The sequence below is a fragment of the Lysobacter soli genome (genome assembly GCF_009755585.1).
GTDB classification, from domain to species: Bacteria; Pseudomonadota; Gammaproteobacteria; order Xanthomonadales; family Xanthomonadaceae; genus Lysobacter_J; species Lysobacter_J soli.
The window spans coordinates 508,831-522,579 of sequence record NZ_CP046603.1; the positions used below are offsets into that span (position 1 = coordinate 508,831).

At 68.7% G+C, this 13,749-nt stretch carries 13 protein-coding genes; 12 read left to right on the top strand and 1 reads right to left on the bottom strand.

Translation table 11 applies throughout. The annotated features are described in order from the left end of the window. The first annotated feature begins 9 nt into the window (after positions 1–9). The gene (locus GOY17_RS02215) at positions 10–765 is read left to right on the top strand and encodes a hypothetical protein (RefSeq protein WP_425482318.1); all 756 of its coding nucleotides are present in this window, start codon (positions 10–12) and stop codon (positions 763–765) included. Positions 766–1,118: 353 nt separating this feature from the next. Further along, positions 1,119–1,586: an aminoacyl-tRNA deacylase gene (locus GOY17_RS02220; RefSeq protein WP_115841166.1), complete on the top strand. Its 468-nt coding sequence runs from the start codon at positions 1,119–1,121 to the stop codon at positions 1,584–1,586. Positions 1,587–1,652: 66 nt separating this feature from the next. Here GOY17_RS02220 and GOY17_RS02225 read toward each other — a convergent pair whose 3' ends face one another. Further along, positions 1,653–2,585 carry a carbohydrate kinase family protein gene (locus tag GOY17_RS02225; protein WP_115841167.1) on the bottom strand — a complete coding sequence of 311 codons (933 nt, stop codon included), beginning with the start codon at positions 2,583–2,585 and terminating at the stop codon, positions 1,653–1,655. Positions 2,586–2,885: 300 nt separating this feature from the next. Here GOY17_RS02225 and GOY17_RS02230 point away from each other — a divergent pair, with 300 nt between their 5' ends. The 10 genes from GOY17_RS02230 (at position 2,886) to lipB (ending at position 13,724) form a co-directional block, all read left to right on the top strand. Then, on the top strand, positions 2,886–3,932 hold the full coding sequence (locus GOY17_RS02230) for a rod shape-determining protein (protein WP_115841168.1): 1,047 nt from the start codon (positions 2,886–2,888) through the stop codon (positions 3,930–3,932). 147 nt (positions 3,933–4,079) lie between these two features. Further along, positions 4,080–5,246, top strand: coding sequence for a rod shape-determining protein MreC (mreC, locus tag GOY17_RS02235; RefSeq protein WP_157029124.1), 1,167 nt, complete (start codon positions 4,080–4,082; stop codon positions 5,244–5,246). Then, entirely contained in the window at positions 5,243–5,728 is a 486-nt protein-coding gene (mreD, locus tag GOY17_RS02240; RefSeq protein WP_157029126.1) for a rod shape-determining protein MreD, read from the top strand. The genes mreC and mreD overlap by 4 nt, the downstream gene beginning before the upstream one ends. Before the next feature lies 1 nt (position 5,729). Next, positions 5,730–7,793 carry a penicillin-binding protein 2 gene (mrdA, locus tag GOY17_RS02245; protein WP_157029128.1) on the top strand — a complete coding sequence of 688 codons (2,064 nt, stop codon included), beginning with the start codon at positions 5,730–5,732 and terminating at the stop codon, positions 7,791–7,793. Continuing rightward, positions 7,790–8,902 (top strand): rod shape-determining protein RodA, encoded by a 1,113-nt coding sequence (gene rodA / locus GOY17_RS02250; protein ID WP_115841172.1) that lies wholly within the window; start codon positions 7,790–7,792, stop codon positions 8,900–8,902. Before mrdA ends, rodA begins: the two co-directional genes overlap by 4 nt. A gap of 149 nt (positions 8,903–9,051) precedes the next feature. Then, positions 9,052–10,215 carry a lytic murein transglycosylase B gene (gene mltB / locus GOY17_RS02255; protein ID WP_157029129.1) on the top strand — a complete coding sequence of 388 codons (1,164 nt, stop codon included), beginning with the start codon at positions 9,052–9,054 and terminating at the stop codon, positions 10,213–10,215. Next, positions 10,212–11,390: a septal ring lytic transglycosylase RlpA family protein gene (locus GOY17_RS02260; protein ID WP_157029130.1), complete on the top strand. Its 1,179-nt coding sequence runs from the start codon at positions 10,212–10,214 to the stop codon at positions 11,388–11,390. The genes mltB and GOY17_RS02260 overlap by 4 nt, the downstream gene beginning before the upstream one ends. A gap of 58 nt (positions 11,391–11,448) precedes the next feature. Beyond that, on the top strand, positions 11,449–12,663 hold the full coding sequence (locus GOY17_RS02265; RefSeq protein WP_157029132.1) for a D-alanyl-D-alanine carboxypeptidase family protein: 1,215 nt from the start codon (positions 11,449–11,451) through the stop codon (positions 12,661–12,663). Between the two features lie 105 nt (positions 12,664–12,768). Next, a complete protein-coding gene (locus GOY17_RS02270) occupies positions 12,769–13,047 on the top strand; it encodes a DUF493 family protein (RefSeq protein WP_115841176.1) in 279 nt (92 codons plus the stop codon). Continuing rightward, positions 13,035–13,724, top strand: a complete 690-nt coding sequence (lipB, locus tag GOY17_RS02275) for a lipoyl(octanoyl) transferase LipB (protein ID WP_157029134.1) — start codon at positions 13,035–13,037, stop codon at positions 13,722–13,724. Before GOY17_RS02270 ends, lipB begins: the two co-directional genes overlap by 13 nt. Positions 13,725–13,749 lie beyond the last annotated feature (25 nt).

Here is a 13,749-nt window from a genome sequence, read left to right on the forward strand (position 1 = left end):
CATGCCGCAATGGAACGCGCTGCAATCAAGCACGCTGTAATCAAGCGCGCCGCAATCAGATGCTCCACCGTCGTGCTCGCAGGCGCCCTCGCCGCGTGCCAGCCGGCGAGCGATCCGAAGGCCGAAGCCGCCGCGCAGGCGGCCGCGCAGGAGCAGGCCGCCGACGAAATGGCCAAGGCGTTCGAGGCCGAATACGGCAAGCAGAACTGGGAACTCGCACGTGCGCACGGCGACGTGCTCGCGGCCAAGTATCCGAGCAGTGCGGCGTTCGGTCGCATCGAAACGCGCTACAACGAAGTGCGGGAAAAGGCCGCGCAGGCGCGCGAGCAGCGCCGCACCGCCGCGTTGTGGACGTACCAGACGCAGCCGGTCGAGAAGGGCGAGCAGGTGTCGGCGTCGATCTACGCGAAGAATCCCGTCGACACCGACGGCAGCGGTCCGCGTCCGGTGCAACTGATCTTCCGCGATCGTCCCGACTGGGGCCGCAGCAGCTACCTCGTGCTGGAGAAGGGCGATTTCGACTGCTACGGCGGCTGCAAGGTGAAGCTGAAGATCGACGACGCCGCGCCGAAGCCGGTGGACGCGAGCCGGCCCAAAACCGACGAGGCCATCGCGATGTTCATCGAGGACGAGAAGATGCTGTGGAAGACGGTGAAGGCCGCGAAGGTCATCGCCCTTGAGTTTCCGGTGAAGGCCGGCGGCACGCGCACCGCGGTGTTCGAGGTGGGCGGGCTGGATGCTTCGAAGATGCCGAAGTGGAATTGAGCTGCTGCTGCGACCGAAGGGAGTGCGTAGTTGAGAAGGTGCCCTGCACCTGATCCCGGGCGGATGACGGCAAGGAAGAGTCAGGGCTGCAACGGGGAGTGCTTCACTGCATCGCACGTTTGAGGCTGCCGCTTCGTTGCCCCTCACCCCAACCCCTCTCCCGTGGGGAGAGGGGCTAAAGCGAGGACGCCGTCGTGCACATCGCCTTACACCAACATCCGTAAGCTCGATCCCGATGCCGGCGCACGTCGTCGCGCATCAGGCGGCACGCACACGGATGACGCGGGCCGGTCAGCAAGCCACGCGGTCGCGATCGGAACGCAGGCGGCATGGCCCATCGGGTGGAGGACGCCATGCTCTCCCCACGTCTGCACAACCTGCTCGACCAGGGCCAGGCGCCCTACACGACGCTCACGCATCCGCGCACGGTGACCGCGCACGAGACCGCATCGGCGGTGCGCGTGGAGCCCAACCACTTCGCCAAGACGGTGATGCTCAAGGCCGACGGCCGACTCGCCATGGTCGTGATGCCGGCGGCGTATCGCGCGGATCTTTACCGCCTGTCGCTCGCCCTTGGCGGCGTGCCGGTGGAACTGGCGGAGGAGACCGAATTCCGCGATGCGTTCCCCGACTGCGAGCCGGGCGCGATGCCGCCGTTCGGCCATCTCTACGGCATGCCGGTCTATATCGATTCCCGACTGGCGCACCAGGAAGAGATCGCATTCAACGCCGGCAACCACACCGAAGTGGTGCGCATGCCGTACCGCGAGTTCGAGCGCCTCGCCGCGCCGGAGATGCTCTGGCTGGCGCACATGATGTGACGCGTGCGGATACGAAAAACCCCGCGAGATGCGGGGTTTTTCGATCGCGTCCGATGCTCCGCCGCGTTACAGCGCGTAACCGAACTGCTGCTTGAACTGTTCGTTGAACTCGTCGAAATCGAAGCGCTGGTTCTGCGTGCCCGGATGTTCGACCTTCAGCGCGCCCATCAGGTTGCCCATGCGGCCGATGGTGAGCCAGTCGTAGCCCTTCTCGATGCCGTAGATCAGGCCGGCGCGGAACGCGTCGCCGCAACCGGTCGGATCGGTCACGCGGCGCTCGTGCGCGGGCGGGACGTCGATGGTCTTCTCGGGCGTGTGGATCTGCGAGCCATGCGGTCCGCGCGTGGTGATGTAGGCCTTCACGCGCTTGACGATGTCGTTTTCGCTCCAGCCGGTGCGTTCCTGCAGCAGGTTGGATTCGTAGTCGTTGACGGTGACGTAGTCGGCCAGCTCGATGAAGTTGCGCAGTTCCTCGCCGTTGAACAGCGGCATGGCCTGGCCCGGATCGAAGATGAAGGGAATCCCCAGCTCGGCGAATTCCTGCGCGTTCTGCAGCATGCCTTCGCGACCGTCGGGGCTGACGATGCCGAACGTCACGCCCGGAACGTCGCGCACGTGGTTCTCGTACGAACGCATCATCGCGCCCGGATGGAACGCGGTGATCTGGTTGTTGTCGTGGTCGGTGGTGATGAAGGCCTGCGGCGTGAAGAGCTCTTCGATCTCCTTCACCTGCGACAGGTTGATGCCCTGCTGCTGGAAGTGCTCGCGATAGGGCGCGAAGTCCTGGCCGACGGTCGCCATCGGGATCGGATCGCCGCCGAGCAGCTTGAGGTTGTAGGCGATGTTGCCGGCGCAGCCGCCGAACTCGCGGCGCATCCGCGGGACGAGGAAGGACACATTCAGGATGTGCACCTTGTCGGGCAGGATGTGGTTCTTGAACTGGTCGGGGAACACCATGATGGTGTCGTAGGCCAGCGAGCCGCAGATCAGTGCAGACATCGAAATTCCCAAGGTTCAGGGCCGTCCGCGGCGCGGTTACGGCGTGGTGCGTGAGGTCACGGAGCAGCGGCCCAGCGCCGCGCGGGCGCTAGGGTAGCCGCTGGGGGCGCCCGCGGCCAGCGGCCGCCCAGCTGAACCGTTCGCCCGCCCCGGCATAGGACGCTTCCGAAACGTGACGGGAGAGGGCACGAAGTGCCCGGAATTGCAGGTATTTTCCTTGTGCCGCAAGGGGGTGGTTGCTAGGCTAGCGAACCCCTCACGCGCCTCTCACGCCCCCACCTTTTCGACGGCCGATCCTCGATGTTCAAGAAGTTTCGCGGCATGTTTTCCAACGACCTGTCCATCGACCTGGGCACGGCGAACACCCTCATCTACGTCCGCGGGCAGGGAATCGTCCTGAACGAGCCGTCCGTCGTGGCCGTCCGCCAGGACCGCCTGATCGGCGGCAACCGCACCGTGGCGGCGGTGGGCAGCGAGGCCAAGATGATGCTCGGGCGCACGCCGGGCCACATCACGACCATCCGGCCGATGAAGGACGGCGTCATCGCCGACTTCACCTACACCGAGGAAATGCTCAAGCACTTCATCCGCAAGGTGCACAAGAGCCGTTTCCTGCGCCCGAGCCCGCGCGTGCTGGTCTGCGTGCCGTGCGGCTCGACCCAGGTGGAGCGCCGCGCGATCAAGGAATCGGCCGAAGAGGCCGGTGCCCGCGAGGTCTACCTGATCGAGGAGCCCATGGCGGCCGCCATCGGCGCCGGCATGCCGGTGACCGAGGCCCGCGGCTCGATGGTGGTGGACATCGGCGGCGGCACCACGGAAGTGGCGGTCATCGCGCTCAACGGCATCGTCTATTCCGCGTCGGTCCGCATCGGCGGCGACCGCTTCGACGAGTCGATCATCAGCTACGTCCGCCGCACCTACGGCACGCTGATCGGCGAAGCCACGGCCGAGCGCATCAAGCTCGAGATCGGTTGCGCCTACCCGCAGCAGAAGGCGGCGACGGTGGAAGTCTCCGGCCGCAACCTCGCCGAGGGCGTGCCGAAGATGATCACCATCAACTCCAACGAAGTGCTGGAAGCGCTGCGCGAGCCGCTGGCCGGCATCGTCTCGGCGATCAAGCTGGCGCTGGAGCAGACCCCGCCGGAACTGTGCGCCGACGTCGCCGAGCGCGGCATCGTCCTGACGGGCGGCGGCGCGTTGCTGCGCGACCTGGACCGCCTGATCAGCGAGGAAACCGGCCTGCACGTGCAGGTCGCCGACGACCCGCTGACCTGCGTCGCCCGCGGCGGCGGCCGCGCGCTGGAGCTGGTCGACATGCACGGCAACGAGTTCTTCGCGCCGGAATGATCGAACCGGGGACCGGCTCGGGCATCGCGTTTCGACGCCCCGGGCCGTCCTTTCCCCGAATGAACGCGCATCGCGGCCGGCCGAAGGGGATTCCCGGCCGGCCGCGAACGTCGAAGTCCCACACCTGATCCGCCTCTTCCGGCCCCGATGCCCACCTACGCCGGCCCTCCCGCTTCTGCACGCCCCGGTGACGTGGCCGGCACGCTCAAGCTGCTCGCCTACCTGGCGCTGGCGGTGGTGCTGATCGTGCTCGACCACCGCGGGGGCTGGGTCGCGCAGGCGCGCCGCCAGGTGACGCTGCTCGTGCAGCCGCTGTGGATGGTCGCCGGCTGGCCGGGACAGGTCGTCGACCGCGTCCGCGAGGATGCCGGCACGCTGGCCCAGCTCACCGCCGAAAACCGCCGCCTGCGCAACGACCTCATGCTCAACCAGGCGCGCATGGCGCGGCTGGCGACGCTTGCGGCGGACAACGCGCGTCTGCGCGGGCTGCTCGAGGCGTCGCAGTCCGGCAACCTCGACGTTGTCCTCGCGCCGGTGCTCGATATTGACCTCGATCCCGCCCGGCAACGGCTAGTCCTCAATGCCGGCTCGCGTGAGCGCGTGCAGGTCGGGCAGAACGTGATCGACGCGAACGGCCTGCTCGGGCAGGTCATCGCGGTCACTCCGATGTACGCCAACGTGCTGCTGCTGACCGATCCCTCGCACGCGGTGCCGGTGGCGGTGGCGCGCAACGGCGTGCGGCTGGTGGTGTATGGCGAAGGCCGCAGCGACAAGCTGCGCCTGACGAGCGTGCCGCTCTCCAGCGACGTCAAGGTCGGCGACGTGCTGGTCACGTCCGGCCTGGGCGGCCGTTTCGCGCCGGGCTTCCCGGTGGGCAAAATCGCCTCGCTCAAGCCCGACGACAGCCGCGCCTTCCTCATCGGCGAAGTCACGCCGGCGGCGCAACTCGACCGCGGCCGCGAAGTGCTGGTGCTGCTTTCGATGCCCAATCCGCTGCCGGGCGCGACGGCCTTCACGCCGTCGGATGCGGCGGCCGCAGGGACCGTCTCGGCCACCACGCCGGGCGCAGCGCCCGCAGCAGTCCAAGGCGCTGCATCGACGCAGCCGGGCAACCCCGCCGCGAACGGCGCAGCGAATCCGCCGGCCGCAGGTACCCCAGGCAGCACGCCCGCGACCCGCGCCGCCCCGCCGAGTAGCGGCACGAACACGCGTCCCGCCAGCACCTCACCCGCGCAGAAACCGGCAACGCCCGCCGCGCGCACGCCCGCGGCAAACCCGCCGTCCCAGCCGACGCCGTCGGAGACTCGCCGATGACCCGCGCCCGTCCGCAATGGGTACTGCCGGTCAGCATCGTCGTGGCCCTGATGCTGATGGTGTTGCCGCTGCCCGTCTCGGTGCAGCCGCTGCGTCCGTACTGGCTGGCGCTGGTGCTGGCATACTGGGTGATCGAAGACCCCGACCACGTCGGGCTCGGCCTGGCCTTCGTCATCGGCCTGCTGGGCGACCTGGTCACCGGTAGCCTGTTCGGCGAACAGGCGCTGCGGCTGGTGGTGATGGCCTACATCCTGCAGCGCTTCCGCGCGCGGCTGCGGTTCTTCCCGGTGTCGCAGCAGGCGCTGGCGATCGGCGGCCTGCTATTGAACGACTGCATCGTCACCGCGGCGATCCACATCGCCGTCGGCGTCGCGCCGCTCCATCCGCTGCGCTGGGCCTCGCCGGTCACCGGAATGGTGCTGTGGCCGCTGGCCTATGTCGCGCTGGATTCGCTCCGCCACGGTCGATGGAGGGCGCGCTGAGATGGGCCCGCGTCGTCGCGTCCTGAAGAACAGCGCAGCCGAAGCCAACCAGTTCCGATTGCGCTCCGCCATCGCCTTCGCGTGCGTGATGCTGGCATTGGCGGGGCTGGGCTTCTGGTACTTCCGCCTGCAGGTCTGGCAGCACGACGACTACGCCACGCGTTCGGAAGCCAACCGCATCAAGCTGCGGCCGGTGGTGCCGGGGCGCGGGCTGATCCTCGATCGCAAGGGGCGCGTGCTGGCCGACAACGTGCCGGCCTACCGCATCGAAGTGACGCCGTTCGAAGCCGGCAAAAGCGAAACGTGGCTGCCGGCGCTGGGACAGATCATCGCCCTCACGCCGGAGGACATCGCGCGCTTCGAGGACGAACGGCGCGCCACCCGCGGCTACAAGCCGATCACGCTGAAGCTGCGCGTCACCGAGGAAGAGGCCGCGCGCTTCGCGGTCGATCGCTGGCGCTATCCCGGGGTGGACCTGGTGCCGTACCTCAATCGCCGTTATCCGTATGGCGAGCTGTTGTCGCACGTGATCGGCTACGTCGGCCGCATCGACGCGGACGACCTGAAAGAGCTGGGCGAAGGCGGCGCGGCGCTCACGCACATCGGCAAGACCGGGCTGGAGCGCTATTACGAGGAAGCGCTGCGCGGCAAGGTCGGCTACGAGCAGATCGAAACCAACGTCGACGGCCGCCCGATGCGCCAGGTCGGCCACGTGCCGGCCACGCCCGGCGCGGACCTTCGGCTGAGCATCGACCTGGACCTGCAGCAGGCGATGGTGACGGCATTCGGCGACATGGACGGCTCGGCCATCGCGATGGATCCACGCACCGGCGAGATCCTCGCCATGGTCAGCCTGCCGGGCTACGACACGAACCTGTTCGTCAACGGCATCTCCAACGTCGATTACCGCGCGCTGATGGACAACCCGTCACGCCCGCTGTTCAACCGCAACGTGCTCGGCGGCGGCCCGCCGGGCTCGACGGTGAAGCCGCTGATCGGCCTGGCCGGCCTGGACAGCGGCCTGCGCACGCCCGAGTCGAAGGTGTTTTCGACCGGCACCTTCTACATCCCCGGCCAGAAGCGCGGCTGGCGCGACGCCCACGGCGGCGCCGGCTGGACGGACCTGCGCAAGTCGATCGCCGCGTCGGTGAATTTCTATTACTACAAGCTCGCCTACGACATGGGCATCGAGCGCTTCGACGAGTACATGCGCAAGTATGGATTCGGCGACAAGACCGGCATCGACCTGGCCGGCGAGAACAAGGGCGTGGTGCCTTCCCCGCAGTGGAAGCGCACGCGCAGCAAGGAGCCGTGGTACGCCGGCGAGACGGTGAACGCGGGCATCGGTCAGGGCTACTGGATCGCCACCACGTTGCAACTCGTGCGTGGCACGGCGGCGATCGCCAACGGCGGCCACCTCGTGCGTCCGCACCTGGTCGCCGAACGGCGCGATGGCTACGACACGCCGTGGGTGCCGCTCAAGCAGCCCGAGGCGCCGCGCATCACCGACAACGCGAACAACCTGCGCGCCGTGCAGGAGGGGATGATGGCGACGATGGGCCCGGGCGGCACCGGCCGCGCGATGGCCGCCGGCGCGCCGTACCTGATGGCGGGCAAGACCGGCACGGCGCAGAAGATCAGCCGCAAGGGCAGCCAGAGTTTCGATCCGCACTCGCTGCCGTATCACCTGCGTCACCAGGCGCTGTTCGTCGGCTATGCGCCGGCGGACAACCCGACCATCGTGGTGGCCATTTCGGTCGAACACGGCGGCTTCGGCGGCAGCACGGCGGCGCCGATCGCGCGCAAGATCTTCGACGCGTGGCTGCTGGGCAAGATGCCCGAACCGGTGCCGACCGATCCGAAGTACACGCGTCCGGCGCAGCCGCATGCGGCCCCGGTCGTGGCGGCCGCGGCGACGCAGGGCGCGCCGGTGGTGCCGATCCTGCCCACGCCGCGTCCGGCCGTCGCAACTCCGCCTGCCGCGGGCGGGACAACGCAAGCGCAGCCGCAACCGCCGCAGACGCAAACACAGACACAGACACCGCCCCAGGAGCCCACCCGATGAGGCAGATCCTGCGCTGGCTGTTCGACCTGCTGGTTCGCTTCGCGCGCACGCTCGACCTGCCGCTGCTGGGCGCGTTGCTCGCGCTGATGGTGATCGGGCTGGCCGTGCTGTACAGCGCCGCCGACCATGCCATGGGGCTGGTCGTGCGTCAGGGCGCGTTCTTCGTCGCGGGGCTCGGCGTGATGTGGGCGCTTTCGCGCGTGCCGCCGAACCAGCTGCGCAACTGGACGCCGTTCGTGTTCGCGGCCTCGCTCGTGCCGCTGCTGCTGGTGCTGCTGATCGGCACCGGCAAGCACGGCCGGCACTGGATCAACCTCGGCGTCGTCTACGTGCAGCCGGCGGAACTGCTCAAGCTGAGCCTGCCGATGATGGTGGCGTGGTATCTGGACCGTCAGGCGCTGCCGCCGCGCTTCCGCACCGTGCTGCTCGCCGGATTGCTGATCGCCGCGCCGACCGGGCTGATCCTGCTGCAGCCGGACTTCGGCACCGCGATGCTGGTCGCCACCAGCGGCGCGTTCGCGCTGTACCTGGCCGGCTTGCCGTGGTGGTGGTTCGGCATGGCCTTCGGCGCGGTGGCCGCAGTCGCGCCCGTCGCGTGGTTCTGGCTGCTGAGGCCGTACCAGAAGGACCGCATCCTGACCTTCCTCAACCCCGAATCCGACCCGCTCGGCACCGGCTGGAACATCATCCAGTCGAAGATCGCCATCGGCGCCGGCGGCCTCACCGGCAAGGGTTGGGGGCAGGGCTCGCAGTCGCACCTGAACTACCTGCCCGAACACACGACCGACTTCATCTTCGCCGTGCTGAGCGAGGAATTCGGCTGGATGGGCGTGGCGACGGTGCTGGCGCTGTACCTGTTCGTGATCGGCCGCTGCCTGTGGATAGCCTCCGAAGCGCGCGACGGCTACTCGCGCCTGATCGCCGGCGCGCTGGGCCTGGCGTTCTGCGTGTACGTGATCGTCAACGGCGGCATGATCTCCGGCCTCTTGCCCGTGGTCGGCGTACCGATGCCGCTGCTGAGCTACGGCGGCACGTCCGCGGTCTCGCTGCTGGCGGGCCTAGGCGTGGTGATGGCGGTCCGGGCCCATCGCCCGGTCTACGCGCGCTGAGAAAACGTCGACGACCAAGCTGCGTGCGCCGCGGATGAGACCGATCCGCACCGCATGCGTCGAAGTGGGCGCAGTGAACCTGACTGTTGTCCGCGGTGAGGCTGAACACGCGGTTTTTGGCCTCGCAAGTGCGTGCTACCCTCGCGGCGATGACCCGACGCCACCTCACTCGTAGCGCCGCGATCAGCGCGATTCTTGCCGCGTTGGCCGGTTGCGCCACCCAGACCCAGGCGCCCGCGCCGCAGACCCCGACCGCATCCGCTCCCGCCGCGCCCAAGCCGCGTCCGGTACCGGGCACGCCTGCGTTGCCGGCGCCCGTCGTGCAGCAGCCGCTGGAGGTCGCGCGCGCCGCGTTCGTGCGCGAGACCGCCGCGCAGTACGGCATCGATCCGGCGTACATCGAGTCGGTGCTCGCCCGCGCCGAAATCCGCGACAGCATCATCGCCGCGATGTCGAAGCCGGCAGAAGCCAAGCCGTGGCGCGATTACCGCCCGATCTTCATCACGCAGTCGCGCATCGACGGCGGTCGCGCGTTCCTCGCCGAACACCGCGACGAACTCGCACGTGCCGAAGCGACCTACGGCGTGCCGGCCGAAGTGATCGTCTCGATCATCGGCGTGGAGACCAACTACGGCCGCAATACCGGCTCGTACCCGGTGCTCGATGCGCTGTACACGCTCGCCTTCGCGTATCCGCGCAGCGGCGACCCGGCCAAGCTCGATCGCGAGAACCGCCGCGAGGCGTTCTTCCGCGGCGAACTCGCGCAGCTGTTCGCGCTGGGCAAGGAAACGGGACTGGACATCACCACACTCAAGGGCAGCTACGCCGGTGCGATGGGCTGGGGCCAGTTCATGCCGTCGAGCTACCGCGAGTTCGCCGTTGACGGCAACGGCGACGGCAAGCGCGACCTGTTCAACAACCTCGACGACGTCTTCGCCTCCATCGCCAACTACTTCGTGAAGAAGGGCGGTTGGGAGCGCGGCGGCCCGGTGACGGTGCGCGCGAACGCGACCGCCAATGCACAGCCGATCGAGCCCGAAAGCCTCGACCCGCTGTACACGATGGACGACCTGGCCACGCGCGGCTTCCGCCCGCTCACGCCCGTCTCGCCCGCCGGGGAACACGCGACCGTGGTGAAGCTCGACGGCACCAGCGGCCCGGAATACTGGTTCGGCTTCCGCAACTTTTACGCGATCACCCGCTACAACATCTCCAAGCATTACGCGATGGCGGTGTACCAGCTGAGCCAGGCCATCGCCGGGCGAGGCGATGCGGACGTCGCGACCGCATCCGACGGACAGCCGTCCGCATGACGCGCCTGCCTGCCCGGGCCCTCCTGGCGGCCGCGGTGCTTACCCTCGCGGCGTGCGCGAGTTCGCCGAAGAAATCGGGTTCGCAGCCGGTCGCCGCGCCCGATCGCGGTGGCGTGCACCACGCGCCGCTCCCCGGCGGAAAGAAGAAATCCCCGTACGCGCCCGCGCAGGAAGATCCGAGCACGCGCGGCCATTACACCGCCGGCGGTTTGTACAAGCCGGGCGTGAAGGACAGCACGCCGGACTACGTCCCCGACGTCGACGCCATTCCCGAACCCGAGGTCACCAACGAGCCGCGTTCGGCCATCGGCAATCGCCCGAGCTACGTCGTGCTCGGCAAGACCTACAAGGTGCTCGCCAACCCGACGGGCTACGTCGAGCGCGGCACCGCGTCGTACTACGGCCAGAAGTTCCACGGACGGCGCACGTCCAACCTGGAGGTGTACGACATGTACGCCTTCACCGCCGCGCACAAGACGCTGCCGCTGCCGAGCTTCGCGCGCGTAACCAATCTGGACAACGGCAGGTCGGTGGTGGTGCGCGTCAACGATCGCGGCCCGTTCCACGACGGCCGCGTGATCGACCTTTCCTACGCCGCAGCGGTGAAGCTCGGCATCACCGCGCGTGGCACCGGCAACGTCGAAGTGCGCGCGCTGACGCCGGACGACGATGCGCCGGTCTACGCCGCCGCGCCGCCGGCTCCGGCGCCTGCACCCGCGCCGGCGAAGCCCCCGAGCGCGATGGACCGCCTCGTCGCGGCAATCCCGGTCGGCTCGGCGAATGCCGCCGTACTTCCGCCCGGCGTGCGCATCGCCACGGGCAAGCCGACGCCGATGGCCAGCCAGACCGGCAAGTTCGACGCGGCGGTCGCGGTCGCCACCACGGCGAAGCCCGCCATCGTCCCGGCGCCGGTTCCGACGCCAGCACCGGCCCAGGTCGCCGGCGACGACGTCGTCTTCCAGGTCGCCAGTTTTTCCGCCCGCGACAACGCCGACCGGGCCCTGACGCGCCTGCGCGCGGCCGGCATCGACGGCGCCCAGATCAGCGACGCCAGCGCCAACGGCCAGACCGTGTGGCGGCTGCGCGTCGGGCCGCTGCAGGCCACGCAGGCCACGGAACTTGCACAGCGCATCGCGGGTCTGGGTTTCGGCCAGCCGCAGCGCGTCCGCGACTAGAATTCGTCCCATCCTTGCCAATCGCCGGTCCCTGCCGGTGCCCGGAGCTTCGTTGAAAATGAAAGTCCCCGCTCTCGCCAGAGCCGCCGTCCTCGCGGCCACCACGACCCTCGTGGCCGGCCTCGCCATCGCCCAGACCACCCCGACGCCGCGCACGCAGTTGCCGCCCGCGAGCCAGTCGCTGCCGGTCCCGCCGCCGCCGCAGATCACCGCTAGCGCCTGGGTGCTGATGGACGCCGCCAGCGGCAACGTCCTGGCCGGGGAGAACTACGACCAGCGCCTGGAACCGGCGAGCATCACCAAGGTGATGACCAGCTACGTCATCGCCGCCGAAATGGCGGCCGGCAAGGTCAAGCCCGACGACCAGGTGATGATGACCGAGAACGCCTGGCGCGTCGGCGGCGCCGGCACCGATGGCAGCTACTCCGGCTTCGAGGTCAACAAGACCGCGCCGTTGCTCGAGATGGAAAAGGGCATGGTCGTGCAGTCGGGCAACGACGCCGCCATCGCGCTGGCCGAACACGTCGCCGGCAGCACCGACGCGTTCGCAGCGCTGATGAACCAGTACGCGCAGCGCATCGGCCTGAAGAACACGCATTGGGTGAACCCGACCGGCCTGTCCGCGCCGGAGCATTACTCGACCGCGCACGACCTCGCGCTGCTCGGCCGCGCGCTGGTGCACGACTACCCGGTCGCGTACTCGTACAACAAGATCAAGGAATTCACGGTCGGTCCGATCACCCAGCCGAACCGCAACCTGCTGCTGTGGCGCGACCCGTCGGTCGACGGCATCAAGACCGGCCACCACTCCGGCGCCGGCTACTGCCTGATGGCCTCGGCCAAGCGCGGCGACCAGCGCCTGATCTCCGTCGTCATGGGGTCCAGCAGCGAGAACCAGCGCGCCGTGGATTCGCAGGCGCTGCTGAATTGGGGCTTCCGTTTCTTCGAGACGCACAACCTCTACGACGCCGGCAAGGCGATCGCGAAGCAGAAGGTGTGGAAGGGCGCGTCCGACGAAGTGCAGCTCGGCGTCGCCGAACCGCTGCTGGTCACGGTGCAGCGCGGCAAGTACGACCAGCTGAAGCCGACGATGGACGTGCCCAAGCAGCTCGTCGCGCCGATCGCGAAGGGCCAGAAGATCGGCTCGGTGAAGGTCACGCTCGACGGCAAGGTCGTGGCCGAGCGCCCGCTGGTCGCGCTCAACGCGGTCGAGCAGGGCGGCTTCTTCAAGCGCCTGTGGGACGAGTTCTGGATGTGGTGGGAGTCGGAGTAACCTCCGCGCAACGCAGCATCCCGCGATGTGAAGAAGGCCGGCGCAAGCCGGCCTTCCGCGTTCCGGCGCCTTGGGTTTGCCGGGCCCCGGACCCATAATCCGGCCATGGAAATCAAATCCGACAACCCCGAGCACGGCTTCCAGTTCCCGGGCACGTTCGAGCTGAGCGCCATGGGCGCCGCCGAGAAGGACCTGGAAACGGTGCTGCCGACGCTGCTCCTCGATGCGGGCATCGAAGTGGTGCAGGAAACCGTCAACTGGAAGCTGTCCAGCAACGGCCGCTACGTCTCGGTGCGCATCACCTTCCGCGCGCGGGATCGCGAGCAGTACGACCTGGCGCACCAGGTGCTGCGCGAGCATCCGGAAGTGAAGTGGACGCTCTGAGCGAGCCCGTCGTCGCGCCGGAACCGCTCCGCACGCTGCCCCCGACGCAGCTGCGCGACCTCGGTCGCCGTGCGTACGAACCGGTCTGGCACGCCATGCAGGCCTTCACCGACGCGCGCGCCGCCGAAACGCCCGATGAGCTGTGGCTGGTCGAACACGATCCGGTGTTCACCCTCGGCCAGGCCGGCAAGGACGAGCACGTGCTGTTCCCCGGCGACATCCCGGTGATCCACGTCGATCGCGGCGGCCAGGTGACTTACCACGGCCCGGGCCAGATCGTGCTGTATCCGCTGCTCGACCTGAAGCGCCTGAAGGTCGGCGTCAAGGAATACGTGCACCGCATCGAGCAGGCGATGATCGACACGCTGGGCGACTGGAACCTCCACGCCGAGCGACGCGACGGCGCGCCCGGCGTCTACGTGAACGGGGCGAAGATCGGCGCGCTCGGTATCCGCGTGCGCCGCGGCTGCACCTTCCACGGCCTCGCCTTCAACATCGCGATGGACCTGGAGCCGTTCCGGCGCATCAACCCCTGCGGCTACCAGGGGCTGCAGGTGACCTCGATGCTAGACTTGGGCGGCCCTTCCGGGCTGGAGCCGGTCAAGCCCGTGCTGATCGGGCACGTCGCCCGCCAGTTCGGACTGACCGTCGAAACGGCCCCGCCGCCGACGTTCTGACCTTCCCCGGCGCCGTCTTTTCCCG